The sequence below is a fragment of the Pseudovibrio sp. FO-BEG1 genome (genome assembly GCF_000236645.1).
Classification (GTDB): Bacteria; Pseudomonadota; Alphaproteobacteria; order Rhizobiales; family Stappiaceae; genus Pseudovibrio.
In genome coordinates this window covers 2,174,416-2,199,196 of the sequence record NC_016642.1, presented here as the reverse complement: position 1 = coordinate 2,199,196, position 24,781 = coordinate 2,174,416, and the positions used below count along the sequence as shown (strand labels likewise).

General features: G+C 53.2%; 26 protein-coding genes and 1 pseudogene. 18 read left to right on the top strand and 9 right to left on the bottom strand.

The features are described from left to right. Nucleotides 1–71: 71 nt before the first annotated feature. Nucleotides 72–602 (bottom strand): DNA topology modulation protein FlaR, encoded by a 531-nt coding sequence (locus PSE_RS10020; protein ID WP_014284739.1) that lies wholly within the window; start codon nt 600–602, stop codon nt 72–74. A gap of 265 nt (nt 603–867) precedes the next feature. Here PSE_RS10020 and PSE_RS26665 point away from each other — a divergent pair, with 265 nt between their 5' ends. The 4 genes and pseudogenes from PSE_RS26665 to PSE_RS27650 form a co-directional block, all read left to right on the top strand. Then, nucleotides 868–1,236 carry a hypothetical protein gene (locus tag PSE_RS26665; RefSeq protein ID WP_051125900.1) on the top strand — a complete coding sequence of 123 codons (369 nt, stop codon included), beginning with the start codon at nt 868–870 and terminating at the stop codon, nt 1,234–1,236. Nucleotides 1,237–1,238: 2 nt separating this feature from the next. Continuing rightward, the gene (locus tag PSE_RS10015; RefSeq protein ID WP_014284738.1) at nt 1,239–2,867 is read left to right on the top strand and encodes a hypothetical protein; all 1,629 of its coding nucleotides are present in this window, start codon (nt 1,239–1,241) and stop codon (nt 2,865–2,867) included. 125 nt (nt 2,868–2,992) lie between these two features. Next, nucleotides 2,993–3,400 (top strand): type III secretion system chaperone, encoded by a 408-nt coding sequence (locus PSE_RS10010; RefSeq protein ID WP_014284737.1) that lies wholly within the window; start codon nt 2,993–2,995, stop codon nt 3,398–3,400. Between the two features lie 144 nt (nt 3,401–3,544). Continuing rightward, a pseudogene (locus PSE_RS27650) lies at nt 3,545–3,673 on the top strand (IS6 family transposase); the annotation flags it as partial. Nucleotides 3,674–3,682: 9 nt separating this feature from the next. On the opposite strand, the gene PSE_RS27645 reads toward PSE_RS27650, so the two are convergent. Next, nucleotides 3,683–3,898: a GDCCVxC domain-containing (seleno)protein gene (locus PSE_RS27645; protein WP_083841623.1), complete on the bottom strand. Its 216-nt coding sequence runs from the start codon at nt 3,896–3,898 to the stop codon at nt 3,683–3,685. A gap of 4 nt (nt 3,899–3,902) precedes the next feature. Beyond that, nucleotides 3,903–4,226 carry a hypothetical protein gene (locus PSE_RS10000; RefSeq protein ID WP_014284735.1) on the bottom strand — a complete coding sequence of 108 codons (324 nt, stop codon included), beginning with the start codon at nt 4,224–4,226 and terminating at the stop codon, nt 3,903–3,905. A gap of 87 nt (nt 4,227–4,313) precedes the next feature. On the opposite strand from PSE_RS10000, the gene PSE_RS09995 reads away from it, so the two are divergent. Next, nucleotides 4,314–4,703, top strand: a complete 390-nt coding sequence (locus PSE_RS09995) for a helix-turn-helix domain-containing protein (protein WP_014284734.1) — start codon at nt 4,314–4,316, stop codon at nt 4,701–4,703. 110 nt (nt 4,704–4,813) lie between these two features. On the opposite strand, the gene PSE_RS09990 is transcribed toward PSE_RS09995, so the two are convergent. After that, nucleotides 4,814–5,449 (bottom strand): TetR/AcrR family transcriptional regulator, encoded by a 636-nt coding sequence (locus PSE_RS09990; RefSeq protein ID WP_014284733.1) that lies wholly within the window; start codon nt 5,447–5,449, stop codon nt 4,814–4,816. A 149-nt stretch (nt 5,450–5,598) separates the two neighbouring features. Here PSE_RS09990 and PSE_RS09985 point away from each other — a divergent pair, with 149 nt between their 5' ends. The 10 genes from PSE_RS09985 to PSE_RS09940 all read left to right on the top strand — a co-directional run bounded on the left by PSE_RS09985 (nt 5,599) and on the right by PSE_RS09940 (nt 16,919). Next, the gene (locus PSE_RS09985; protein WP_014284732.1) at nt 5,599–6,294 is read left to right on the top strand and encodes a putative metalloprotease CJM1_0395 family protein; all 696 of its coding nucleotides are present in this window, start codon (nt 5,599–5,601) and stop codon (nt 6,292–6,294) included. A gap of 232 nt (nt 6,295–6,526) precedes the next feature. Continuing rightward, entirely contained in the window at nt 6,527–6,895 is a 369-nt protein-coding gene (locus tag PSE_RS09980) for a DUF2946 family protein (RefSeq protein ID WP_014284731.1), read from the top strand. A gap of 255 nt (nt 6,896–7,150) precedes the next feature. After that, nucleotides 7,151–7,522 (top strand): DUF2946 family protein, encoded by a 372-nt coding sequence (locus tag PSE_RS26655; protein WP_014284730.1) that lies wholly within the window; start codon nt 7,151–7,153, stop codon nt 7,520–7,522. Nucleotides 7,523–7,557: 35 nt separating this feature from the next. After that, nucleotides 7,558–9,114, top strand: coding sequence for an ABC transporter substrate-binding protein (locus PSE_RS09970; RefSeq protein ID WP_014284729.1), 1,557 nt, complete (start codon nt 7,558–7,560; stop codon nt 9,112–9,114). 65 nt (nt 9,115–9,179) lie between these two features. Then, entirely contained in the window at nt 9,180–10,124 is a 945-nt protein-coding gene (locus tag PSE_RS09965) for an ABC transporter permease (RefSeq protein WP_014284728.1), read from the top strand. Next, complete coding sequence (locus PSE_RS09960; RefSeq protein ID WP_014284727.1) at nt 10,111–10,980, top strand: ABC transporter permease; 870 nt, start codon at nt 10,111–10,113, stop codon at nt 10,978–10,980. The genes PSE_RS09965 and PSE_RS09960 overlap by 14 nt, the downstream gene beginning before the upstream one ends. Next, on the top strand, nt 10,974–11,759 hold the full coding sequence (locus PSE_RS09955) for a dipeptide/oligopeptide/nickel ABC transporter ATP-binding protein (protein ID WP_014284726.1): 786 nt from the start codon (nt 10,974–10,976) through the stop codon (nt 11,757–11,759). Before PSE_RS09960 ends, PSE_RS09955 begins: the two co-directional genes overlap by 7 nt. After that, nucleotides 11,756–12,502, top strand: coding sequence for an ABC transporter ATP-binding protein (locus PSE_RS09950; RefSeq protein WP_014284725.1), 747 nt, complete (start codon nt 11,756–11,758; stop codon nt 12,500–12,502). Before PSE_RS09955 ends, PSE_RS09950 begins: the two co-directional genes overlap by 4 nt. A gap of 97 nt (nt 12,503–12,599) precedes the next feature. Further along, entirely contained in the window at nt 12,600–14,852 is a 2,253-nt protein-coding gene (locus tag PSE_RS09945) for a hypothetical protein (RefSeq protein WP_083841559.1), read from the top strand. A 168-nt stretch (nt 14,853–15,020) separates the two neighbouring features. Next, nucleotides 15,021–16,919, top strand: a complete 1,899-nt coding sequence (locus tag PSE_RS09940; protein ID WP_014284722.1) for an ABC transporter substrate-binding protein — start codon at nt 15,021–15,023, stop codon at nt 16,917–16,919. A gap of 75 nt (nt 16,920–16,994) precedes the next feature. On the opposite strand, the gene PSE_RS09935 is transcribed toward PSE_RS09940, so the two are convergent. The 5 genes from PSE_RS09935 to PSE_RS09915 form a co-directional block, all read right to left on the bottom strand. Continuing rightward, nucleotides 16,995–17,417: a GFA family protein gene (locus PSE_RS09935; protein WP_208998133.1), complete on the bottom strand. Its 423-nt coding sequence runs from the start codon at nt 17,415–17,417 to the stop codon at nt 16,995–16,997. Between the two features lie 3 nt (nt 17,418–17,420). Then, complete coding sequence (locus PSE_RS09930; RefSeq protein WP_014284720.1) at nt 17,421–18,458, bottom strand: phosphotransferase; 1,038 nt, start codon at nt 18,456–18,458, stop codon at nt 17,421–17,423. 81 nt (nt 18,459–18,539) lie between these two features. After that, nucleotides 18,540–19,451: an SDR family NAD(P)-dependent oxidoreductase gene (locus PSE_RS09925; RefSeq protein ID WP_014284719.1), complete on the bottom strand. Its 912-nt coding sequence runs from the start codon at nt 19,449–19,451 to the stop codon at nt 18,540–18,542. Then, nucleotides 19,448–19,918: a MaoC family dehydratase gene (locus tag PSE_RS09920; protein WP_014284718.1), complete on the bottom strand. Its 471-nt coding sequence runs from the start codon at nt 19,916–19,918 to the stop codon at nt 19,448–19,450. The genes PSE_RS09925 and PSE_RS09920 overlap by 4 nt, the downstream gene beginning before the upstream one ends. Before the next feature lie 11 nt (nt 19,919–19,929). After that, nucleotides 19,930–20,760, bottom strand: a complete 831-nt coding sequence (locus PSE_RS09915; RefSeq protein WP_014284717.1) for an SDR family oxidoreductase — start codon at nt 20,758–20,760, stop codon at nt 19,930–19,932. A gap of 349 nt (nt 20,761–21,109) precedes the next feature. On the opposite strand from PSE_RS09915, the gene PSE_RS09910 reads away from it, so the two are divergent. The 3 genes from PSE_RS09910 to PSE_RS09900 all read left to right on the top strand — a co-directional run bounded on the left by PSE_RS09910 (nt 21,110) and on the right by PSE_RS09900 (nt 24,750). Next, nucleotides 21,110–22,369, top strand: coding sequence for an acyl-CoA dehydrogenase family protein (locus PSE_RS09910; protein ID WP_244421372.1), 1,260 nt, complete (start codon nt 21,110–21,112; stop codon nt 22,367–22,369). A gap of 63 nt (nt 22,370–22,432) precedes the next feature. Further along, on the top strand, nt 22,433–23,623 hold the full coding sequence (locus tag PSE_RS09905; RefSeq protein WP_014284715.1) for an acyl-CoA dehydrogenase family protein: 1,191 nt from the start codon (nt 22,433–22,435) through the stop codon (nt 23,621–23,623). Nucleotides 23,624–23,634: 11 nt separating this feature from the next. Continuing rightward, nucleotides 23,635–24,750, top strand: coding sequence for an acyl-CoA dehydrogenase family protein (locus PSE_RS09900; RefSeq protein ID WP_014284714.1), 1,116 nt, complete (start codon nt 23,635–23,637; stop codon nt 24,748–24,750). Nucleotides 24,751–24,781 lie beyond the last annotated feature (31 nt).

The following is a 24,781-nucleotide window of genomic DNA, read 5'->3' as shown; positions in this document are numbered from 1 at the left end:
TCAGAGAGCCCCTTAAAACCACAGGCCTCCTCTCACCGTTGTGAGAGGAGAGTTGGATGCTTCACAGTGAACTAAGGCGTATCTTTTCCAGCACGACGCCAATTATTGACGGCAATCTCAATATCTTCGCGAGTACGGCAGTGCCAAATCCGTTGAGTTTTCACTTTTTCCAGATGATCCAGTATCTTGCTTTGAAAGGTGGAACTGTTCCGAAGGCTGCGGAACGCGAACCGATACTGCTGAGCGGGCCAGTCAAAGTTCCCGGCTGGAAGTTCTGCCCGTGTCTTACCAAGGTTATGCCAAGGCCGAACCAACAAGCGCCAAGCCCGCAAAACCAAAGGTGGGTCGAGCCAGATAATGGCATCAGCTTTAGGAAGAGCCTGATCAAGCAGACTTGGGCCGCCCTCAAGTATCCAAGCCTCCTTTGCAATAACCTGCTCCAGATCCTGCTCAATGTCAGCCCTTGGCCGCTGTTGCCAATTACTGGTGAGCTTGATCTTGTCAAAAGAAATCAGCGGAATCTCCGGCCTCGCCGCACTTAGGCGAGCAGCCACAAAGCTTTTGCCAGCGCCATTGGCACCAGTAACGATCAACTTCTGCATCTGACACCACTCGAAGGCAAACAAGCAAGAGCCTAAGCGAGCCCTCCCAAGCGAGCAACGCCACTCATGTAAAACAAGAGACCGAGGTCAGATCACTTTCTTCAAAAGTAGCTTTACAATAATAATCAAGTTACTAAGAAGAAATACAAAATAAAACTATATACTCATTTTGATATTTAACTACACTAAAACTACACAACTGAGTATCTAAATTACCTCCAGATAATATATCGCATATTTAGTGATATGAACTCTGGAGCCCCATATGCCCAAACGTAAGATAACTCCGGCAGAGCAGACATGGGCTCAGAAAGTTTATAGCAGTCTCCAACTTAATTTCCCCGAGGAGCAGACTGATGGCACTGAGCAGGCATCAGAAGGCCTGCTTGACTTTGAGATAAAAGAGGCACTTCAAAGCAAATCTACCGTGACAGCACTTAAGGATGAACTTAATGCCGTTTTCACCCAAGATGTAGCAGGAAAGGTTACTGATCATTTTTTAGCGAAAAGGAGCACTATTCGAACACTGAAATTACTTGAAAAGGCCCTTAAGTCTCCAACTGAGATCTCCGGAAAAACCGTAAAAAAGCAAATGATCTTTTCGACGATGCCAAGGACTTTGGAGCCAGACTAACCATGGAGGTTTTCTTCGAAGGCAAGCCAGTACCAGAAGATCCTATAGAGGCTTCCAGGCAAATCACATCCAAAGTTATGAAATTGGCAGAAGATGCAGATGACGACGGCATTTCAAGTATTACCCGTTCACTCAATGTTCTGAGTAACGCCGACAATCCCGTCCTGAAGGAAGCAGTCGCTCTTTCACTAAAAGACGTTCATACCAACTTCGTGTATCCCAAAGATCAGAGAAGAAAAAACGCAGCACAAGGGGGCGAAGTTCCCCGCACACCTGGCGAAATCACCACGAACTTTCTCTCTCTGCTAAAAAAAGAAATGCAAAATCCGGATCTAGACCAAACAGCATCTATCGCATTGGGCAAAGTTGATGAAGTTGTAAGAAAACAGATTCTTGGCCATCAGCTGTCAGTGCCGGAAACACGGGATTTATTATACAAGTCAGCAAAAGAGCTAAAAGACAACGGCCTTGAGGAACTTGCAGCACGGGCGATAGAATTTTCCGTACAGATGGGAAAATCAGACGAGCAACCCCTGACAAGACTACACGATGCCGTTTACTCAAGGGTACTTGACAGCAACCTGGTTGCAGACCTTGTTCACAATCCCCCGCAGTCAGTTTTAGATGCCGGACACACAGCAAAGCTTGGCACACTCCAAACAGTTTCAGAACAGACACCCCGTGTCCAGCAAGATCTTGCCAAAAATCTTCAGTCGGCTCTGAAGCGCGATAAGAGGTTTTGGATAACTGAATGCCCGCAACTACAAAAACTGGCAGACTGCCCAGCAGAGGACGCATTTAAAAATTTACAAGATTTTCTGAGCGCTCCAACGACCAATGGTTACGAAGCCATCGCTGTCCCAATGTTAACGGTTAAGCTCTGTGTGAACCTTAATAGTATCCTCACCAATCAATGGCCTGAAGACCGCCCTCCAGTAAAAGAGGGAGAACAAGATCTGGTCAGCTTTATACATAAAGCGAACAAAGCTTATCAGTTGTTACAACGAGAATCTAATCGCAGAACAGCGCCAGGACATCTTTTCGGCACCAGTGAAGTATCAGATAAATTGCAGGCTGGAATTACACTCGATTACCAGCCTGGCGCTGTCACCTTTGAAGACGACCAAACTAAAGTCCCAAGCACGCATCCATCCCGACGCAATATCCCGGTGCTGGAAAAACCGTCGCAATCGCAGCTTAAAGCACTAAAACACGGAATACCGGTTGCCAGCGGTGTCTCGGGTTCAACAAACCTGAATCTGTTTTTCTTAAAGCACCTCATGGAGAACAGCGATAATGAGAATACAGTGCCAGACCCGAAAGATTACATGCTCCTCACCACCATGTTCCTGACCTATGACGGCGGACATGCAATTCATGAGGCACTATGGACCGGACAGTACCTGGATGGAGAGTTAGAGCTTAATCTTGGCTTAGAAAAGACCACTCCAGAGGGCGATCCATCTAATCCAACTGACTACGTGTCAGACCTCAATGATTTTATTGGCCTTTATGACGGAACAGAAACGGGCCAGGCTCTGGGGAGAGCAAAAGACCATGCACTCGACGCGACGGTAAATTATTTTGATGAACATAGCTACGCGGCAGAAAACGCCAAAGATAAAGCCTAGAGCACGTTCCATATGATGGGATTCAATGAAATGATAAGAATTCGCTCCGATAGTTATGTCAGAGTATGTAGCTTGAGTGCTAATGAACGCGACACGCTCTAGATCCCAAGGCTATGAGGAGCATCATGAGCAACATCGAAACACTCATAACCAATCTTGGCAAAAAAATTGGATTACCACATCTGAAATTAGATAAGGACGGAACTTGTTCACTTGATATTGAAGAGGAGTTCATCCTTACGATTGCCGCTAATAAACAAGATGAAATGATCTTGTTTGCTCATTTGCCTGATATTGAAACAGATAAGCGCCTGACTGGGTATCAACTCCTGCTTCAGGCCAATTTACTCGGCAAAGGCACCGGCAATGCAGCACTTGCAATGACTGAAGGCGATAACCAACCCGCTCTAAACTCAAGATTTTCAGCCTCAGAACTCGATTTCCAAATGTTTGAGGAAAGACTGGATGAGTTCATAAAACTCGTAAAACTTTGGAGCCTGACTATCAACTCCCTTAATACCTCTCAGCCTTAAAGTGAGGTGGTTCCGTTTGTTTGGACAGGTGAGCGCGTTTTATAAGTGGATCCGCTCCCCGATTACGCAGCAGCTTAAGTTATGCGCTGCGGGTGGTTGTAGTAAGGGCTTTGTCAATTTGTTGAAATTGGCGAGTTGAGTTAAGTGAAAACCACGTTTGATCTTGATGCTTTACCGCGCCTGAAAGACTACCGTTTTCCACGCAGTATCGTCGGCTACACCGTTTGGGCCTGTCATCGATTTGCGTTGAGCCTGCGCGATGTGGAAGCTTTGCGGTCAGGGCTAGCCGCAGCACGCCTCATCCAGCTGGATTGGTGGGCAAGGGACGGTGCCGTAAGAGCAGTATACGCAGCAGTCGCCGGGCAGAGGTTTCAGCAGGGTGCCGCAGCCTTTGCACTCATAAAACCATTGGCAGGCATCGGTGGGCATCACTTCGGTTTCGCGGTGGCCGCAATCCGGGCAAGTCACTGTGCTTTCAAGCATAACTGTTTTGGTCATGGCATCACATCAGGCTGATCAGGTGGTCGTTAATGACGGTTTCATTAAGCACGATAGCCCATGCCAGAGCCGTCACGATGGTGCTCAGCAGTAAATGTGTTTTCAGGCGGGCCACAGAGCCCCGGTGCACAGCAACACCCCACGCCAGCATCAACAACACGGAAGACGCCACCAGCACGAAGTAACTTGCAGCCGCAATCTTGCCGAACACCGCCAACCAGCTGCCGCCAAGCCCGGCCAGCATCAGCGCAATAGGCAGCACACAGCAAGTGGCAACACCCAGCGAGGTGAACGAGCCCGCATAGCTCATTTTGAGAAAGGTCTTCATTAGCAGATCCGTTTGTTCAGTTGAGAAGGTTCTGCCGCAGGCTTATAGATGCTGTAGTGGCTACAGGATCAAGGCGGGAGAGTTCACATGTTCGCGATTGGAGAAGCCTCAAAACGCAGCGGCGTTGCCATTGAAACGATCCGCTACTACGAGCGCGAAGGCATCGTTGCCAAACCAGCCCGCGGGGATAATGGGCGCCGCGCCTACTCCGAAAAGGAAATCGGTCACCTGCGCTTTATCAAACGCTGCCGGGATCTGGGCTTCACCATCAAAGACGCACAGGCGCTGCTCAGCCTCGGCGAGCAGCAGGACGAAAACTGTAAAATCGCTCATGATATGAGCAAAGCACATCTGGAATCTGTGCGTGAAAAAATCGAAAGCCTTCGCCAACTGGAAAAGGCGCTGGAGGAGCTGATGGGAAATTGCGAAAGCGGCAATGTGCAGTGTCCGCTGCTGGAAAATCTACACGCGGACTGACGCGACGGGCTGGCGAGGCTCGCCAAAACACAGCAACGCAGAAAAACGCAAAAGCGCGCAAACCAACGCACATTTCAACGCAAACGAGATATCCCCGTTGGGAGCGGGCGCTAAGCCGTTTCCAGCACTGCCGGGTCAGCCACCACAGCACGCAGCACCAGATCAGACACGCTGCGGGCAATTTCCTCAACGTCCTTGTCGGTTTGCTCGGGACGCGGGGAGTACCAGAAGCATGGGCCGTTCATCAAAATAATGATGGAATGCAAGGTGATGGAGACGGACTGATTGGCGAACACGCCAGCTTCTATGCCCTCTGTCAGCACCGCACGATACAAGTTCTCATAGGAGCGGCGCATTTCAATGATCTGCTCAATCATCTCCTTCTCATGCGGTTTCGCCGACCCACGGAAGAACATGCGCGTGTCTTCGCTGACAACACGGTGATAACTCAGGAATTTGAGAATGCGCAGCACATGGGCAAACGACATGGCGCGCAGCTTCTCCAGTGGGGGAATATCCTGCGCGGCGATTGGGCTAACCCGTTCCATCAGCAGGGAAACTGAGCGCAGGCGCACCGCATAAAGCAGTTCGCCCTTGGAGCGGAAATGGTGGTAGACACGGCCTTTCGTGGACCCCAGAAGACCGGCGATATCATCAATGGAAGCCACATCCGGCCCCATCTTCATGAAGCACTCGGCAGCAGCATCCAATATCTCCTGCTGAGACCGGCTCAAATCTTCAATCATTCCCGAATTCCCTCAAGCCCCGCGCAATCTTTCCTTTAGATACACAGGTTTACAGCATACGCCCAAAGCAAAACCGTAGCACACCTAACAAAATTGTGTACCAGAAAACCCTTTACCAAAAGCACCGGTAACTTGTATAAGTTCAACCTATGATAGATGGAATTGGCTCTTCATTTGCTGGACTTGCACGCCCCGCGTCTTACAACGCGGCCCAGCCTGCACGCGTAAACCAGCAGGAAACAACGCCTTTTTCCATTGAGCATGCGGTTCCGAAGGATTCGGTCACGATCACCAGCGACCTATCCGCCAACCCGGTTGCAGCCTCATCCTCCTCTGAAAAGTCCAAGAACGAAAACGGACAGCTTTCCGAAGGAGAACAGGAGCAGGTTCAAGAGCTTAAGACCCGCGACGCGGAAGTTCGCGCTCACGAGCAAGCCCACGCAGCAGCCGGCGGTGCATTCGCTGGCGCGCCAAGCTACACCGAAACCCGCGGCCCCGACGGCCACAGCTATGCCATTGGCGGCGAAGTCTCAATTGACTCCGCACCTATCTCCGGAGACCCGGAAGCCAGCATCGCAAAGCTGACCACCGTCATCGCAGCAGCCCTCGCACCCGCACAGCCATCCGGTCAGGATCAGGCCGTTGCAGCTCAGGCTCAAACCAACCTGGCACAAGCCTACACCGAGCTTCGTGAGAAGAACCTTGGCGGTGGCGAAGAGCAGAAAGCCAGCGAAGTCAGTGGCTTACAGTCTCTGCTGCAGGTTCAGGAATACCCTGAAACCGCCTCCGACCCATCCGCCCTGCTCCTCAACGCAACACAAGCTTACCAAGCTGCGGCGGTTTAGCGCTATCTGAGCAGTACTCAGTTTATTCCCGTAGTCTTTACACCTCTTGCGCGCAATAACTCCATGAAAACATGATATTTTCTTGGGCGCTTACCTATGCCTGCCAAGCAAAAGTGCATCACTGCCCACTAAAATTTTTTCATAGAGTCACAAGAGAGATAAGTAAAAGTCATTGACACGTATTTTGTACTAGCCTAAGGCGGAAATGCACTTAGCGTCACTAGAGTTTGCTGTGAAACTGACAAAAGCCAAAGCGACTGTATTAGCTGCACTGTTTGTGTTGATGCAGCTTGTTGCACCTCCCGGAATGATGGTTTCCGGAGGAGAGGACGGCTTTGAGATTGTCATCTGCACTGCGCAAGGTATGCAAACCGTACTCCTTGACGAGCATGGCAACGAAATCCAGCAAACTGAAGAGCAGGAAGCCTACGACAATTGCGCGTTCGGCAATGTTGTTGCCAAGGCACTCAGCGCTTCCTCTCACACAGAGTTCGACGCTTCTCCCCTTCCTATTGATGTGGTTACGCTTCCGACAAGTATTGCACTTACGGATACGACCGTGCGCATCGCTGCGCCCAGAGCACCTCCCGTCCAAGCATAATTTGGTTTGTCCCGGCCTTTCTTAGTTTGGCTAATATGCTGACATAAAAGGGCTATTTTCTCAAAGGACATTCTGGCTCCGTCATGCAAACCCATGGCAACCAAAGGCTTTCTGCAGGCTGCTTGCAGAAAAGCCAGTGCCACAATTGCATGCATCGGACCGGCAGGACGATGCTCCTGCCACTCGCTTATCCCCTCAATCTCAGCAGTGGCTGAGGTTGGCTCTGATGGCTCATCAAGCGCAAGGTGCACTCACTTGGCTTTGAAACCAACAACCGTATTGGTCTGCTGGCTCGCAACATGGTTTGTGATCCTGCAGCTTATCGCGCCGCCCGGCATGATGCCGCGCGCCGGTACGGATGGTTTTGAAATCACGATCTGCACATCGCAAGGTCTTCAGCAGATTTTCATCGAGACCTCTGATGAAGACGAAAAGCAAAAAGATAATCAGAACAATATGTTCTGTATGTTTTCATTTGCTTCGCTGAAGTCGCCTGATACTGCTTCTCAGAGCATCTTCGTCCTTGAACCTGCAAAGCCGAAGCGTGTCTTCGCCCCCAACGAGGTGGGGCATTATACAATTCCACGGCGAAGCCATGCTCCGCGAGCGCCTCCGGTCTTTCTCTGATTTTCGCAAGATTACAGACAAAGATTGGAATTGAAATGAACAAGTTCAAACAACTACTTAGCATCAGCGGTATTCTGGCAGCGTCGCTTCCTGCTCTGGTTTCTGGCGTCTCCACAGTGCACGCGGAAGACATCCAGCAGCTGCGCATTGCAGTGAAAAAAGACCGCTACAGCGTGGACCCGAAGAAGTTCAACTTCACCACCCGCCGTCCAGCCGGGCAGATCGTGGAAACTGCTGTAAAGCCAGACGAAAACTTCATTCCGCAGGGCGTTCTGTTTGAAACCTGGGACTACAAAGACGGCGTCTACAGCATCAAACTGCGCGAAGGCATCACGTTCCATGACGGACAAACCTTTGATGCAAAAGCCGCAATCGACGCGTTGAAGCTGTACGATCAGGGCCGCTCTGACTTCCTGCAGATCGATCAGGAGAGCTTTGACCAGACCGGGCCTTATACCTTCACCTTCAAGTCCGAGATCAACTCTTCTCTCGTCATCGAAAACATGACCCACCGTGGAGCCTCCTTGTTCTCCATCCATGGTGACCGCGCAGATAATCCAATCGGAACGGGCCCGTACCTGCTGGACAACTATCAACCAAAGCAATCCATCAGCATGAAGCGCAATGATGCTTACTGGGGTGAGAAGCCAAAGGTTGAGAACATCACCTATCACTTCATTGCTGATGATCAGGTTCGTTTGCTGGCATTGCAGAACAAGGAAGTCGACATCGTAGCCGAGGTGACACCTCAGATGCTGCTGAGCCTGCCAAAGGACGGTTCTGTTGTCGTGCACGAATCCCGTCCGATCCGTTACGTGGCTCTGCTGACAAACCTACACGGCAAGGCGCCTTACGACACGCTGAAAGACAAACGCGTCCGAGAAGCGCTGGCTTACGCCATCAACCGCGAGCAGCTCGCTCAGGTGCTGTTCAACGGCAAAGGTGTTGTTGCAAAAGGCATTTTGCCAAACTGGATGTTTGGTCTTGGCGATGATCACGTCGACGGCTTTGACTACAACATCCAGAAAGCAGAGGCTTTGCTGGATGAAGCTGGCTGGAACAAAGGCAGTGATGGCATGCGCAACAAAGACGGCAAAGCACTGAAGCTGCGCCTTGTTGCGGCGTATCCAAACGTTTCCAGCGTTCGCCCTATGCCAGAGCTTCTAGAGCAGATGTTCCGCACTATCGGCATCGATATTGAGCTGGTTCAGGTAGATGATTCAGGCGTTTACGACGATACCTATCTGGCAACCGGTGAAGCGGATCTGTACATGGAGTTTGCCTCCAACAACAACGCAGACCCAACCTACCTGCTGTACAACCTGTTCCACTCCAAAACCCCGTGGGGCTACCAGTATACCGCACCGGGTGGCAAGCTGGACACCATTCTGGACAATGCCCGTCAAGCGCAGAGCCGCGAAGAAGTCATTGAACTTGTTCGAGAAGCGCACCGCGAAATCGTGCAGACCAAACTGGCTGCTATTCCAATCCTGATGGTGCCGAACTTCAACCTGTCCCGTCCGGGCCTGAAGGTTCCTATGTTCGAGCACGCTGACTGGATCGACTACGGTCAGGTTACTCAGACCAAATAAGAGATGCGCAGCACAGGCCATCGCAATGCGGTGCTCTGTGCTGCCTTTTCACGAAAGATAAGCAAATGAAGCAGTTTGTTTTCAAGCGCACGCTTTCGGGAATACCAACTCTGCTTGGCATGACCCTGATTGGTTTTCTGATCATCGGACTCACCCCCGGCGATCCGATCGAGATGGAACTACGCCGTCTGGGCGTGGCGTTTTCTGCTGAGCAAGTGGATGCCCTGCGCGCAGAGTACGGGCTCGATAAGCCACTGATCCAACGTTATTTTATCTGGCTGATGGATCTCTTCCGTTTGGATCTGGGCACATCCATCGCGTCGGGCCGACCCGTACTGGAGCTGTTTAAAGAGCACTTGCCCATTACAGCAACACTGTCCGTTCTGGCCTTCGTCAGCTCACTGACTCTGTCGCTGGTGCTTGGCACCGTCACGGCTGTTTCGCAGCGCACATCGCTCTCCACCAGCCTTTACGTGCTGACCATGTTTCTGGTCTCCGTGCCATCCTTCTGGCTGGCGCTGTTTCTGCTTGCAGTGTTTGCGTTGGGTCTTGGGTGGTTCAAGCTACTTCAGTTCGGCAATGCGCAGGACCTGATCTTACCCGTTATTACGCTGGCGCTTGGCAATGCCGCTGTGATGAGCCGATTGGTGAGAGAGCGGATCATTGCAGTGATGAGCGAGGATTACATTCGTCTTGCCATCACTAAGGGTCTGTCCCGCCGCGCAATTTTGGGTCGCCATGTGCTGAAATCCATTCTGCCGCCCCTCGTCACCAACTGGGCCATCTCGTTCGGCTCGCTGCTTGGCGGCTCGGTAATTATCGAAAATATCTTCAACTTGCCGGGGCTTGGTCAACTAGCTCTGCAGGCCATCGCAGAGCGGGACTTCGCAATTTTGCAGGCGTATCTGCTGTTTATGGGACTGGTGTTCTTTCTGGCGAACTTCCTAGCAGACCTAACAAATCACTGGCTCATGCCTCAACTCAAGGAGGATGACCATGGCTTACGTTGAGAGTGCTAGATCCCTCCCTCTTTCGCGGGTTACAGACCTCTTCAGAGGCAAAACCACGTTTCTACTGGGCGGTCTCTTCCTATGCGTCTTCATCACTCTCGCTCTGGGTGGAGAAGCTTTTGCCCCACACCCACCCAACCAGATTGACCTGCTTCACCGCCTCAGCGCACCTAACTTGACCTATCCGCTTGGAACAGACCATCTGGGCCGCTGTATCCTCTCCCGCCTGATGGCTGGCACGGCACTTTCTCTAGGCACAGCGCTCACAACAGCCGGGCTTATCCTCGCTATCGCGCTGCCTGTCGGCCTGCTCTCCGCCCTCTGCAAAGGCTGGGTTGATGCGGTTTTGATGCGGATTGCGGATATTTTCCTTGCGTTTCCCATGCTGGTGTTTGCCCTCGCAATCATCGGCTATCTGGGTGCATCTCTGACCTCCGCCGTCATCGGCGTTGCTCTGGCTTGGTGGCCAAGTCTGGCGCGTTTAGTGCGAACCCTCACGCTGGACGCTGCTTCCAAAGAATACGTGCTTGCCTCCCGTCAATGCGGGCAGAAGCCTTTGAGTATCATAGCAAAACACATCCTCCCGCAAATCTTGCCACCTTTGCTCGTGGTCCTCTCGCTGGAGATGGCAGGCCTCCTATTGGTGCTCTCCTCCCTCAGCTTCCTCGGTTTCGGCGCACAGCCACCAGCTGCGGAATGGGGAGCGATGCTCAACGAGGCACGGCCTTTCTTTGCTGAGCGTCCAAGCGTGGTGCTGGCACCCGGCATTGTCATCATCCTCGCCGTTCTCAGCTTCAATCTGGTGGGTGAAGGCATCCGTTTTCAGCTGGACAAGAGGAAACCCTACAGATGGTAGAAACACCCCTTCTTCAGGTCCAAGACCTCAGTATTGCCAATGCTGCCCAGAACAACGAGCCACTGGTTGAAGGCGTGAGCTTTGAGCTTACTGAAAGCCAACGCTTAGGTCTTATAGGCAAATCTGGCTGTGGTAAGTCTCTGACTTGCCACGCAATTACCGGAGCATTGCGAGCTCCTCTTGAAGCAACGAGAGGCTCGATCTGCTTTCAGGGCAAAGACCTGTTGCAGATGCAGCAGGCTGAGAAACAGCGGATCAGAGGCACGGGCATCTTCTGCATCTTCCAAAGCCCCGGCAACGCCTTGCACCCCAGCCTGACCGTTGAGAGACAACTATTGGAAACCGCAGGTAACGTCTCGCTGCTCGGGCAAGACGCCCACAATGCAATCTGTCAGGCATTGGAAGCAGTCTCTCTCCCCAAGCATTGCCTGAAGCAATACCCCAATGCCCTCAGCGGTGGCATGAAGCAGCGGATGATGATGGCTATGGCCTTGATTTTAAAGCCAACCATCCTGATAGCCGATGAACCAACTACCGGCCTTGATGTTATCACCGAGCATGAGACCTTGCAGGCCCTCGATGTTGTCCAACAGGAAACCGGTTCCGCTCTGCTCTTCGTCAGCCACGACCTGCGCATTGTTCGCCAAACCTGTACCTCCGTGCTGGTGATGGATGCCGGCAGGATCGTCGACGCGTGCGATCTAAACCAACCCGTCGCGCCGGACTGCCACCGCGCCACTGCCGAAATCACAAGAGCTATGGAAAGGCTTCAACTATGACCATGGAAGCGAGACATCTCTCCATTGCATATGGCGACAATCAGGTGCTCTCCGAAGTCAGCCTGACCCTGCATCCCTCGCGCGCCACGGGCTTGGTCGGGCGCTCGGGCTGCGGAAAATCTACGCTGGCCAAGGCCATGACAGGGATCATCCTCGCACCGCAAGATGCCCTGTTTCACAACAACCAGATCTTCTTTCCCGACCTCAGCAAAACTGGAAATATCATCCACTACATGTGGCAGGACCCGCTGGCCGCACTCAGCCCATTCCTGAGCGCGCTGGACCTAATTTGTGAGCCACTGAAAGCCATCCATAAGCTGCCTAAAGCTGCGCGGCAAAGGCAGGCCCGTGAGCTGCTCCACATGGTTGGTCTGGAAGATACCTGCGCCGCCAAACGCCCCCACCAGCTTTCTGGCGGACAATGCCAACGCATTGCACTGGCACGCGCTTTGGCCGTGAAGCCCAAGTTTCTGGTGTTGGATGAACCGCTTTCCGCACTGGATCTGGTCACTCAGGAGCAGATCACATCCCTTCTGCGCAAGGTGCGCGCAGAAATGAACATGGGCATCCTCATCATCTCCCACGACCTGCAAACCCTGGCAAAGTTGGCAGACGATATCGCGGTCATGGATGGCGGCAGGATCGTGGAACACAAGGCGACGGAGGAGTTCTTCGCTGCTCCTGAGCATCCGCTTTCTCGCCGGTTTGTCGAGATCTCAAGATATTCCGCCCCAGCAGCTTAGGCATTGAAATTTTTCAATAAACTGTGCTGCCCTGCGACAAAACACTCCGCTAGTCTCTGGCGAAACCTATTTCGCCAGTTTGTATTTTGGATTGAGCATGCCCCTTCTGGAACAGAGTGACATTGAACAGATCAGCCGAGACGCCCAGCTTGGCAAACTCAGAAGGAACAAGGTGCTCTACAACGCTCTCCCACAACGACAGCAGGAGAGCATTCTGCTCGGATCTGGGCTCGTCGGTGTGATGCTGTTCCAGACAAACGACAGGACGCTGCAGCTGGCTTTGGGACGAGCGGATGTCTACAACGTGAACCCCGAAGTGACGGCCCACCGCAAACCACTCGGGTACTGTAAACTCACCTTCTCCAGCATAATCAAAGGCGTAGAGTTACGGCTTGATCTTGCCTCTGGCATCCTCTCAGGCACGTTGGAGCTGGAAGAGGAGGACATCACCCTCACTTGCTTCTGCCACGCTTTAAGCGACAGCATCATCCTTGATGTGAAGCAGGTCGTGACTAGTTCCACACTCACCTATCATCCAATCGAAAACCCGCAGTCCTCCCGCACCCGAAACTCACACCCGCACGACAACGGACCGTTTGAGCCAGCAGACGTTCGGTCCTACGCAGATGATATTGGCGCGTACACAAGCACGACCTATCGTGAGCGTGGTATGAAGGCTGGAGAGGTGATCGTTTCAACTTCCACTCAGCGGCATCACCAAAGCCTCCGGCATTTCTGCTGTATAGAGTACGATCGCTACAACAACGAGCAACTTGCGGAAGCTGCCCGCGCCAACCTTCAGGCAGCACTAAACGAACCCTTTGAAACACAAAGGCAATCCCATGAGGACGAGTGGTCGGAGTACGCCAGCAGAACGCTGATTTCACTGCCGGACGAGGAGCTTGAGTCCTATGTTGATTTCCAGTTCTACAAGCTCCGCTGCCTCACCCGCCCGAATGGTGCGCTGATTGATCTGCAAGGCGTTTGGTTTGATCCGACAACCCCGTGGCCCGGCGTCTGGCACAATCTCAACTCCCAGCTTACCTACTGGATCTGCGCGTATGGCAATCGCTCTGATCTGATGAAACCACTCATTCGCCAGTTAGAGGAACATGAGCATCAACTGGCAAAAATGGGTGGAAAGACAGGGGGTTATAATCTTTACACCGTCACCAATGCGGACTTCTGCCAACCAGGACCAAAACCAACGCCAATCGCACCCTTCACCGAAGGTGCTGGCATTGCGGATGGTACGGCCTACCACACACAAAACGTGCAGGATGCCACGCTTGGGAACTTCCTCTGGCTCGTCCATAACCTGTGGCTCTCAGCCTCATATGAAGACGATCAGGATACGCTTCACACAGTCGTTAAACACTTCTTGAAAAAGGGAATTCAGTTCTACCGGCATCATTTCATCTATTCACCCGATGGTTCAATCCATCTGCCAGAAACGTTCTCGCCAGAATACAAATCTGCCCGCAATTGCAACTATGACCTTGCCGTGCTGAAGTGGGCAATCTCCACCTATCTGGCCCTTGAGCCTGACACAGAAGAAAGGCTGGAATACGCTGAGATTCTAGGGCGATTGGTGGACTATCCCTACTCAGAGGAGACTGGGTATCTGATTGGTCAGGATGTTAGCCTAACTGACGCGCACCGGCATTACAGCCACTTGCTGATGGCCTATCCGTTTTACCTGCGCAATGCGGATCAAGAGGGCGAGAAGGAACGTATTCGCAAGTCTGTCGATCACTGGCAGAGCTTCTCAAAGTCACCTCATGAACCGCACGAGAAGTTGGTTGGCTACTCCTTTACCGGTGCAGCTTCACTCTACGCCGCCATTGGCGAAGGCGACCTTGCCCATGAGTATTTGCGGGCGTTTCTGGATACGGGTGCAGGCGGACGCATGCATCTGACCAACACACAATATTATGAACACGCCGGAGTTGACGCGACCACGGTGGAAGTTCCTCTCACAGGAGCAACGGCGGCCATAGACATGCTACTACAAAGCTGGGGCGGTAAGATCCGCGTGTTCCCGGCAATCCCACAAGGTTGGAAAGATGCCTCATTCTTCAATCTGCCAGCCCACGGCGGGTATCTGGTCAGCGCTGTGCTGCGTGACGGTGTGCTTGCCTTCCTTTCTGTAAAAGCAAAAAAAACGTGCGAGTTTACTTTGCAGTCTAAGTTTCTTCCCGAAGAATTGCGTAACACCAGCATTCATTTGGCGGCAGGTAAAACTTACGCTTGGGCAACACAAAAATTTGATCTTGCTTCTTTCCTTAAAGAAGAACAGTCCAAAATCAGGCTCTCCAAGCAAGGAATCGTAATTCCACCTAAAAAATAGGATATTTATTAAAATATTTTCATAGTAATATTTTGATATACCACTGAGGAACTACTTATTCTCATCCCGTAAACATTGCAATGCGTCGAGATTCCCGATCTCACGCAATAAATATTTCATGGCTGGATCATTGAGGAGTGAGCCGCCGTGAGATGGGGGGAGAATTTGATGAAGAGCGTTACACTCACGTCGATTGCTGCTTTGACGCTGCCGTTTTTGGCCGCCAATAGCTGGGCCTATAATGAGGCGCCAATGCTCAAGCAGCTGGTCGAAGCCGGCCAATTGCCACCGGTTGAAGAGCGCCTGCCGAAAAATCCACGCGTCATCCCGGTCTACGACAGCATCGGCACCTATGGCGGTGTCCTAAAGCGTGCCTTCAAAGGCCCAAGCGACCGCTGGGGACCAACCAAGCTCATGGAAGAGCGTGTGGTGGAAACCTACATGGACGGCGAGAAGAACCTGTCTCTGGTTCCGGGCTGGATCGGCGAATACTCCGTGAGTGAAGACGCCCGCGAGTTCACCTTCAAAATCCGCGAAGGCCTGCGCTGGTCTGATGGCGCTCCTGTCACCACTCGTGACGTGCGCTTCTGGTATGAGGACGTGTTCCTCAACGAAGACCTGATGCCATCCATCAAGGCGCTGTACACCTCCAACGGTGTGCCAATGAAGTTATCTTTCGCCGACGATTACACATTCACCGTTTCCTTTGAGAAGCCATACCCGCTGTTCCTGACCGTTCTGGCTAAGGAGAGCACCGGTCGTCCGGGTCTTGATCGTCCGGGCTTCATCGAGCCGTTCCACTACCTCAAAGACTATCACCCAACTTACGCTGATCCAGCCAAGCTGGACGCGGCCATTTCCAAGCATGGCGCTAAGAAATGGACTGATCTTTGGGATTCCAAAGGCCAGATTCAGGCATGGTGGTTCAACCCGGATATGCCGGTCCTGACCGCATGGCGCGTGAAAACACCGCCACCATCTGACACTGTGGTGATGGAGCGCAACCCTTACTATTACGGTGTCGATGCAGAAGGAAATCAGCTTCCTTACATTGACCAGATCGAGCACCGCCTGTTCCAGGACCCGGAAGCCATCAACTTCATGGCCATTCAGGGCGAAATCGACCTTCAGAACCGCCACATCAACGTGGCCGACTTCACGCTCCTCAAAGAGAACGAAGCCAAGGGCGACTACACCATTGAGAAATGGACCAAAGCACTGACTTGGACCATTATGCCGAACCTGAACTCAGCTGATGCAACCAAACAGGCTTTGTTTGAGGACATTCGCTTCCGCGAAGCGCTTAACGTCTCCGTGGATCGCGAAACCATCAACGAGCTGGCGTTCTCCGGCCTTGGTGAAGCCCGTCAGGCCTCTCCGATCTCTGGTTCTCCATTCTACGATGAAGCCGCTGAAAGCCGCTGGACAGAGTATGATCCAGAGCGGGCTGCTGTTTTGCTCGACGAGATCGGCCTGACAGAACGCGATTCCGATGGATTCCGTCTGATGCCGGATGGCCGCCGCCTCAGCTTCGTGCTGGAAACCCGCTGGGACATTCAGGGCGAGCTACTGGAAGTGGTGCGAACTTACTGGCAGGACATGGGCATCGAGGTTCTGGTCCGCATTATCGACCGGACTTTGTTCCAGCAGCATGTTGAAACCGCAGACTTCGACATGATCCTTGACACGTTCGATCGCTCTTCCGTCATCACCGCTGATCCGGTTCGTTTCCTGGGCCGCGGCGGCTTTGCGCAGAACTACTTCAACTGGTGGTACTCCAACGGCAAGTCCGGTGAAGAGCCACCGAAGGATCACGCAATCCGCGATGTTTGGGCGGCTTGGGATTCAGCACAGACTGCAACAAGTCTGGAAGAAGCAAATGCCTATGCAAAACAGATGGTTGACGTTCACACTAAGAACGTTTGGCACATTGGACTGGTGGGCGAAACACCAGCAATCTACGTGCGCAAGAACAATCTGAAGAACTTCCCTGCGGGGTTTGTCCATGACGACGCGCTACGCGGCGTTGGCCTCGCATACCCGCAGCAGCTCTACTTTGAGAAGTAAGCACCTCAACTGAGCTCTGCGTAACATGCCCGCCTAACCCGAATTAGGCGGGCATTGTTGTTTTGAGAGACGCCCTCACGCCTTTTCAGGCTTCCAGTCCGGTTGAGTTTCAAAAATCGCCGTGGTTTCTGGCAGAGTGTCCCAATGCTGCTTGTCGCGGTTGAAGATGACGACTTGCACTTCCAGATCTTCAGCGTTGTCCATGGATCCGAGTGGCAACGTCATGTGATCTGGCGCGTTAGTGTTGCGGCCATAGATTGGGCTTCCGCAGTTTGGGCAGAACGCTTTGGTGACCTGCGAACCGTTGGCGGAGGTGTAGACATATTCTCCCAGGTCGCCGGAGATGTTTACCTGATCCACACGGAACATAGCGCCGACTGAATGGCCGGTTCCGCTGGTTCTGCGGCACTCTTCACAGTGGCACTGCGCGGTGACCACCGGGTCGCCATCAATCTTGTAAGATACCGCCCCACACATACAACGCCCGGATCGTTTCATTGCTTACTCCACCAGTTCGCCAATCACCTCACAGGCCATGGTGGCGATGAGAGGAACGGCTTTGCGCATCATATCAGCAGCTTCGGGATTCGAGGCATTGCCCGCTTCTGCACGCGCCACAACCCCTTGAATAATAGCCGCTAATCGGAACATGGAGAACGCCAGATAGAACTCCCAGTTCTCAATTTCGTTGAGCCCTCGACGCATACAGTACTGGCGCACGTACTCCTCTTCAAGCGGAATGCCGAGCGCAACGCGGTCCAGTCCAGCAAGGCCGCGCAGGCCTTTGAAGGACGGCAAGCGCCACTGCATGCACTGATAGGCAAGGTCGGCCAGCGGATGGCCAAGAGTGGAGAGTTCCCAATCCAGCACTGCAACAATGCGTGGTTCTGTGGGATGGAAGATCAGGTTGTCGAGCCGGTAATCCCCGTGAACCAGAGAGGAAGAACCATCATCTTCCACCATATTGGCTTCCAGCCACTCCATCAGGCGGTTCATGGCTGGAATGCTGACGGTCTCGGAAGCCTTGTACTGCTTAATCCAGCGCCCCGTTTGCCGCGCGAAGTAGTTGCCCGGCTTGCCGTAGTCCATCAAACCAACAGCATTGGGAGAAACGTCATGCAGCGCTGCAAGCACGCGGTTCATCTCCGCAAAGATCGCCATACGCTCTTCGTTTGAACACTCTGGCAATGCCGGGTCCCAGAAGATACGCCCCTCAACGTATTCCATAACGAAGAACATGGTACCAATTGGAGAATCATCCTCCGACAGATGATAGACCCTGGGCACCGGCACATCACTGTCTGCCAGCGCGGCCATCACCTGATACTCACGATCCACCATATGTGCGGACTTCAGCAGGTTTCCCGGAGGCTTGGCGCGCATGACGTAAGTCTTGTCGGAGGTCACCAGTTTGTAGGTCGGATTGGATTGCCCGCCCGGAAACTTCTCAATTTCCAGAAGCTCACCAAACTCCGGCACGTGTTGCTGCAGATAAGCCTGAAGCGCTGGTTTTTCCAATGTATGCAAGGCGTTCGTCATGGGCTCCCCTCCTCCATGAAACATCCACTAGCCTGACGGTCCTCCGTCCCGTGAACAGTCAGGCTCTCACTTTGCTCTGTATCAGGCGTTGGCCATTGCCTTCACCAGCTTGGCAACACCCTCCATGGCGCTATTGACTGGCTCCGCATCCGTGCGATCTGCAATCCGGCCCCAGTTGGCAGCGATTGCCTCTGGTGTGCGATCACCCTCCGCCAGATGAATGCCTTGCGTTTCCACCATTTCAGCCAGTGTGTAGGTGCCAGCAGCAGCTACAAGCACTTTGCGGGTTGGCGCAGCCTGAGAGCACAGGAACACAACAGCGGGTGTGATGTTTTCTGGCGCCAGCATCTTCAGCGTGCCAGCATCCATGATGGTTTCGGTCATACGCGTGCCCGCAGACGGTGCGATGCAGTTTACGTGAATGTTGCTCTTTGCACCTTCAAGGCCGAGCGTGTTCATCATGCCCCACAGGCCTGCTTTTGCCGCGCCGTAGTTCGCCTGACCGAAGTTGCCATAGATACCAGATGGAGAGGTGGTCATGATGATACGACCATAGCCTTGCTCTTTCATCACGTTCCAGACAGCCTTGGTGCAGAGTGCCGCACCATTGAGGTGCACATCTACCACCTTGTTCCAATTGGCCATTTCCATTTTGGCAAAGGACTTATCGCGCAGAATGCCAGCGTTGTTGATGAGAATGTCAACGCGGCCAAAGGCTTCAATAGCTTCTGCCACCATCGCATTGACCGCAGCTTCATCAGTTACATCTGCAGCATTCGCTATTGCTCTGCCACCAGCTGCCTTGATCTCTTCAACAACCGTCTCCGCCGCTGTTGCGGAAGAGCCGGAGCCATCAACCGAGCCGCCCAGATCGTTCACCACCACGGCAGCACCGCGCGCAGCAAGCTCCAACGCGTACAAACGGCCAAGCCCACCGCCGGCACCTGTGATTATCGCTACCTGACCGGCAAAATTCATCGTGTCCTGCGTCATGCAGCTACCTCCTCAAAAAACGTCATTGTCAGCCATTGTGCGACCAACGCAGGGCTTTCGACACCCTCAATCTCAATTGAAAGACCAAACTCCTGGAGGATCTGTCCATCTCCCTTGCGGGTCAGACCATCCAGAGTGAAACGTCCCCGAATGCGTTTACCAGTGGCGACGGGATGCAAAAAGCGGATTTTATTGAAACCATAGTTGATGCCCATGGTCCGCCCTTTCACATCCGGCAGAGATTCGATGGCAAACTTGCTGGCGAGCGAAAGCGTAAGGAACCCATGGGCGATGGTGCCTCCAAAAGGCGTTTCCGCCTTAGCACGCTCGGGATCCATATGGATGAACTGCTCATCAAACGTCAGTTTGCCGAAGGTGGAGATCATCTCCTGATCCACTTCCACCCAGTCAGACAAGCCAATCTGCTGGCCAACACGGGCCTCTAGTTCTTCTACTGTCAGTTCCACAGGGCTTCTCCCTATCCAAACAGGTTTGTGCCAGTGGCAACGTGAATGCCGCCATCCAGTGGGATCACCTCACCCGTGACGTAAGATCCGCCCTTGCCACACAGGAACAGTGTTGCACCTGCAATATCGTCCGGGTGGCCGATGCGCCCAAGAGGAACACCTTTGCCGACATGAGCCGCTTTCTCGTCCGTATCCGTCGCAAACGCTGTCATGTTGGATTGGAACGGCCCCGGTGCGAAGCCATTGAACGTAATGTGCTCATGCGCCAGCTCCTTGGCGAGAATACGCGTCAGCTGGTGCACTGCGGCTTTAGACGCGGAGTAAGAATAAGCGCCGTCCCCGATTGGGGTGGAACCCATTACGGAACCGAGATTGATCACACGAGCCGGATCTTCCGGACGCCCGCTGGCTTTCAGTTCTGGCAGCAACGTTTGGGTCAAATGGAACAGGCCCGCCACGTTCACATCCATCACCCGTTTCCACGCGAAGTATGGGAAAGAGCCCAGTGGCTCGCCCCAGGTGATGCCAGCGTTGTTGACCAGAATGTCCAGCTTCGGGCTCCGCTCACGCACTGCCTCAGCCAGTGCAAGCACACCTTCCTCAGAGCCCACATCCCCCTGAAATGCTTCAACAGATCCGGCAGCTTCCGGATTGTTGGCTTTCAGGTTTGCATTGATTTTTTCCGCGGTTGTCTCAACCACATCCAGCTTGCGAGAGCAGATGAAGACGCGTGCTCCGCCTTCTGCCAGCGCTGTTGCAACCATGCGGCCAATGCCAGTGCCACCGCCTGTCACCAGCGCCGTTTTGCCAGCAACACCAAACAGTTCCTCAAGATATCCCATGAAGACACCCTACCTCCCATAGTGTTCTTCGAGCTGCCACCGCATCTCCTGTGACCTGACTGTAGCGCATCCTCAACCGAAAACCGGTACCCATTATTTAGGGGGATGCAACCTTAAACCAATGGTCAAGCGTGCTCCTCGCCGCGTGCAGTTGACAACATACTCACTAGTATGTTTCCGTATATCAAGAGTTGTAAAGCAAAATTTTTAGCAGATATCTTTTGTCTCTCCAGCCTTGGATCCTGATTGTGCGTGGGAGCTCATGATCACACATCCTATTGATATTAAGCGGATTTTTCCCGCAGCGGCGAAGGGATAAAAGAGCTCAAATGTCTTGGGAGGGTCATTGATGAGCGACACTTTATTAGCCGAACGTCCAGCTATGGACCTTGGGGTGAGCACACGTGTGGCACCGCTGATTGAACAAGTGCGCGCCATGGTTCGCGATGAAATCATGCCCCTTGAAGATGAGTTTCACGATGAGATTCCCGTGGGCGACCGCTGGCAGCATACTCCGCGGCAGACAGAGATTCTGGAAGGCCTGAAGGCAAGCGCACGCGCCAAAGGCCTCTGGAATTTCTGGCTGACGGACTCTGAGCGTGGTTATGGCCTCAGCACCGTTGAATACGCTTATCTGGCAGAAGAGATGGGCAAGTCCCCCCTCGCACCAGAGGTGTTCAACTGCAACGCTCCAGACACCGGCAATATGGAAGTGTTTGAGCGCTATGGTTCTGACGCCATGAAGGAAACATGGCTTAAACGCATGCTCAACGGCGAAATCCGCTCTGCCTATCTGATGACAGAGCCGGATCACGGCTCCTCTGACGCCACCAACATCCGCATGTCCTGCGTGCGTGATGGCGATCATTATGTGCTGAACGGCGAGAAATGGTGGTCTTCCGGTGCGGGCGATCCACGCTGTGCTGTTTACATCACCATGGTTTACACCCCAACAGACGGAAACAAGCACCAGCAGCATTCCATGATCGTGGTGGACGCCAACACGCCGGGCATCACCAAGCTGCGCCCGATGCAGGTGTTTGGGCATGACCATGCACCACACGGTCACCTGCATTTGCGGTTTGAGGATGTGCGTGTACCGGTTGAGAACCTGCTTCTGGAAGAAGGACGCGGGTTTGAAGTTGCACAAAATCGCCTTGGGCCGGGCCGCATCCACCACTGTATGCGTGCAATTGGGCAGGCAGAACAAGCACTTGAGCTGATGTGTAAGCGCTCTATCAATCGCGAGGCCTTCGGTAAGCAGCTTTACAAGCTGGGTGCCAACTTCGACATCATCGCTGAATGCCGTATGGAAATTGAGCAGGCCCGCCTCCTCTGCCTGAAAGCCGCATGGATGATGGATAATGCGTCTGCCCGTGAAGCTGCGTTCTGGATCAGCCAGATCAAGGTGGTCGCGCCGCGAATGTCTCTGAAGGTCACTGACGAAGCCATGCAGATGTTTGGCGGTCAGGGCATTTCGCAGGACACCCCATTGGCAAACAACTGGATGAACCTGCGAACCTTACGCTTTGCAGATGGACCGGATGCCGTGCACCGCAACTTCATTGGCCGCTCCGAGCTGCGCAAACACACTCAGGAAAAAATCTGATACGGCAGGAGAGCCAAGGCTCTCCTTTTCTTTGCATCTGCACTCCAAAACAGGGAGAACGCAATGACATCACTTGATGAATTCCGCATGGAAACAAGGGCTTGGCTGGAAGAGAACTGCCCTCAGGACATGCGAAAAGCTGTCACCACCGAAGAAGACATCTGTTGGGGTGGCCGCAACTGGACCTTCAAATCTGAAGCGCAAAAGAAGTGGCTGGAGCGAATGGCCGAGCGCGGCTGGACCGTGCCAAGCTGGCCGAAAGAATACGGCGGAGGCGGTCTGAGCGGAGATGAAGTCAAGATCCTCAAGGAAGAGATGAAGCGCATCGACGCCATGTCTCCGCTGGAAAGCTTCGGCATCTGGATGCTTGGCCCTGCATTGCTGAAATACGGCTCCCACGAGCAGAAACTGCAGCACTTACCCAAGATCGCCCGCGGTGAAATCCGTTGGTGTCAGGGCTACTCCGAACCGGGTTCAGGCTCCGATCTTGCCTCCGTCCAAACCAAGGGCGTGGACATGGGCGATCACTTCCTCGTCTCCGGCCAGAAGATCTGGACGTCCTACGCTGACAAAGCTGACTGGATTTTTGCGCTGGTGCGTACAGAACCAGATGCGAAGAAGCACAAGGGCATCTCGTTCCTGCTGTTTGATATGACCAGCGAGGGTGTTTCCACCAAGCCGATCCGTTTGATTTCCGGCAGTTCTCCGTTCTGCGAAACCTTCTTCGATGAAGTGAAGGTGCCTATGGAGAACGTGGTCGACGAGCGCGGCAACGGCTGGACAATCGCCAAGTACTTGCTGACACACGAACGTGAGATGGTCAGCAATCTGGATGCGATCTTTGGCGGTTCTGCGGGGCTGTATGAAACCGCCGTGGAATCGATTGGTCTGGATGAAACAGGCCGATTGGATGATCCGCTGCTTCGTGCAGATATTGGCGACTTCCTCATCGATGAGATGGCTCTGACCGCACATCTGGCTGCTGCAAAGGACTTTCACCGCGCTGGCAACCAGCTGGGCGCTCGTTCTGCGGAGCTAAAGTATCTTGGCACCGAACTGAACAAACGCCGCCAGAGCCTCGTTGTACAGGCTGGAGGGCTGGAAGCGCTGTCTGGGCCAGAAGAGAACAACGGCATCGGCAATCAGTCAGCTTCTTGGCTACGCTCCAAGGGCAACAGCATTGAGGGCGGTACCTCCGAGATCATGCTTTCCATCATTTCAAAGGCAGTTCTGCGTCTGCCATCACTGGGTTAAGGAGAGAAAACATGGAACTTTTCAGCTCTGAAGAAACCCTTTTGAAGGACTCCGCCGCTGGCTTCATGTCAGAAAACGCTCCAGTACAGGCGCTGCGTGATCTGCGTGACCAGAAAGAAGCCCTCGGCTTCAATCAGGAGCTCCATAAAACTCTGGCCGAGATGGGATGGTTCGGCATGCTTCTGCCGGAAGACGCTGGTGGCTATGATTTCGGTCACCGTGCAGCTGGCCTTGTGGCGGAAGAAATGGGCCGCAACCTCACCGCATCTCCGTTCCTCTCAACCGCTGTTTTGAGCGCAATAGCCCTGCGTCAGGCAGGAGGCGAGCATCTGAGCGAATGGGGGCCGAAGATCGCGGCTGGCGAAGCTGTCATGGCTCTGGCAATTGATGAAGGCGCAAAACACAACCCTTCTCGCATCAAGGCAACTGCAGAACCAGATGGGAACGGCTTCATCCTCAACGCCAGAAAACGCGCAGTGTTTGATGGTTACAATGCAGATCGCCTGATCGTAGTTGCAAAGAGCGGAGATGAGACTGCCCTCTTCCTCGTCGATCCAAGCGCTGCTGAAGTAGAAGTTGAGCGCAATGCCATGCTGGACAGCCGCAATGCGGCGAACATTCAGATCACCAACCTGCATCTGGACGGCAAGGATCTGCTTTGCCCGCTCGACAAAGGTGCCGAGGTGCTGGAAGCCACGCTCCAGTCTGGCCGAGCAATCTCTGCCTCAGAACAACTTGGAGTTGCCAGAGAGGTTGCAGAGCGCACAACAGCTTATCTGAATGAGCGCAAGCAATTTGGTGTTCCAATCGGCATGTTTCAGGCACTTCAGCACAGAATGGCCGACCTTTACTGCCAGATCGAAGAAACAGCATCTCTCATCTCTGCCGCGCTTAGATCGATAGATACAACCTCAGATAGTGCAGAGGAGCTCACTCGAGCAGCAAAAGCCAAGGTTGCTAAGGTTTCACGACTGGCGACAGAAGAAGCGGTGCAGATGCATGGTGGAATCGGTATGACCGATGAAGTTGATGTCGGATTGTTTATGAAACGCGACCGAGTGTTAACAGAGATGCTCGGTGATAGCGCTCACCATATAGACTTTCTGCTAAAAAGACGGGGTCTTTAACTGAATAATCCGTATTTCTACTTGTGATTAT

Excerpts from the sequence above, each read along its gene's own strand:
- PSE_RS10020 (WP_014284739.1), bottom strand. The coding sequence starts at position 602 with ATGCAGAAGTTGATCGTTACTGGTGCCAATGGCGCTGGCAAAAGCTTT.
- PSE_RS26665 (WP_051125900.1), top strand. The coding sequence starts at position 868 with ATGCCCAAACGTAAGATAACTCCGGCAGAGCAGACATGGGCTCAGAAA.
- PSE_RS10015 (WP_014284738.1), top strand. The coding sequence starts at position 1,239 with ATGGAGGTTTTCTTCGAAGGCAAGCCAGTACCAGAAGATCCTATAGAG.
- PSE_RS10010 (WP_014284737.1), top strand. The coding sequence starts at position 2,993 with ATGAGCAACATCGAAACACTCATAACCAATCTTGGCAAAAAAATTGGA.
- PSE_RS27645 (WP_083841623.1), bottom strand. The coding sequence starts at position 3,898 with ATGACCAAAACAGTTATGCTTGAAAGCACAGTGACTTGCCCGGATTGC.
- PSE_RS10000 (WP_014284735.1), bottom strand. The coding sequence starts at position 4,226 with ATGAAGACCTTTCTCAAAATGAGCTATGCGGGCTCGTTCACCTCGCTG.
- PSE_RS09995 (WP_014284734.1), top strand. The coding sequence starts at position 4,314 with ATGTTCGCGATTGGAGAAGCCTCAAAACGCAGCGGCGTTGCCATTGAA.
- PSE_RS09990 (WP_014284733.1), bottom strand. The coding sequence starts at position 5,449 with ATGATTGAAGATTTGAGCCGGTCTCAGCAGGAGATATTGGATGCTGCT.
- PSE_RS09985 (WP_014284732.1), top strand. The coding sequence starts at position 5,599 with ATGATAGATGGAATTGGCTCTTCATTTGCTGGACTTGCACGCCCCGCG.
- PSE_RS09970 (WP_014284729.1), top strand. The coding sequence starts at position 7,558 with ATGAACAAGTTCAAACAACTACTTAGCATCAGCGGTATTCTGGCAGCG.
- PSE_RS09965 (WP_014284728.1), top strand. The coding sequence starts at position 9,180 with ATGAAGCAGTTTGTTTTCAAGCGCACGCTTTCGGGAATACCAACTCTG.
- PSE_RS09960 (WP_014284727.1), top strand. The coding sequence starts at position 10,111 with ATGGCTTACGTTGAGAGTGCTAGATCCCTCCCTCTTTCGCGGGTTACA.
- PSE_RS09955 (WP_014284726.1), top strand. The coding sequence starts at position 10,974 with ATGGTAGAAACACCCCTTCTTCAGGTCCAAGACCTCAGTATTGCCAAT.
- PSE_RS09950 (WP_014284725.1), top strand. The coding sequence starts at position 11,756 with ATGACCATGGAAGCGAGACATCTCTCCATTGCATATGGCGACAATCAG.
- PSE_RS09945 (WP_083841559.1), top strand. The coding sequence starts at position 12,600 with ATGCCCCTTCTGGAACAGAGTGACATTGAACAGATCAGCCGAGACGCC.
- PSE_RS09940 (WP_014284722.1), top strand. The coding sequence starts at position 15,021 with ATGAAGAGCGTTACACTCACGTCGATTGCTGCTTTGACGCTGCCGTTT.
- PSE_RS09935 (WP_208998133.1), bottom strand. The coding sequence starts at position 17,417 with ATGAAACGATCCGGGCGTTGTATGTGTGGGGCGGTATCTTACAAGATT.
- PSE_RS09930 (WP_014284720.1), bottom strand. The coding sequence starts at position 18,458 with ATGACGAACGCCTTGCATACATTGGAAAAACCAGCGCTTCAGGCTTAT.
- PSE_RS09925 (WP_014284719.1), bottom strand. The coding sequence starts at position 19,451 with ATGACGCAGGACACGATGAATTTTGCCGGTCAGGTAGCGATAATCACA.
- PSE_RS09915 (WP_014284717.1), bottom strand. The coding sequence starts at position 20,760 with ATGGGATATCTTGAGGAACTGTTTGGTGTTGCTGGCAAAACGGCGCTG.
- PSE_RS09910 (WP_244421372.1), top strand. The coding sequence starts at position 21,110 with ATGAGCGACACTTTATTAGCCGAACGTCCAGCTATGGACCTTGGGGTG.
- PSE_RS09905 (WP_014284715.1), top strand. The coding sequence starts at position 22,433 with ATGACATCACTTGATGAATTCCGCATGGAAACAAGGGCTTGGCTGGAA.
- PSE_RS09900 (WP_014284714.1), top strand. The coding sequence starts at position 23,635 with ATGGAACTTTTCAGCTCTGAAGAAACCCTTTTGAAGGACTCCGCCGCT.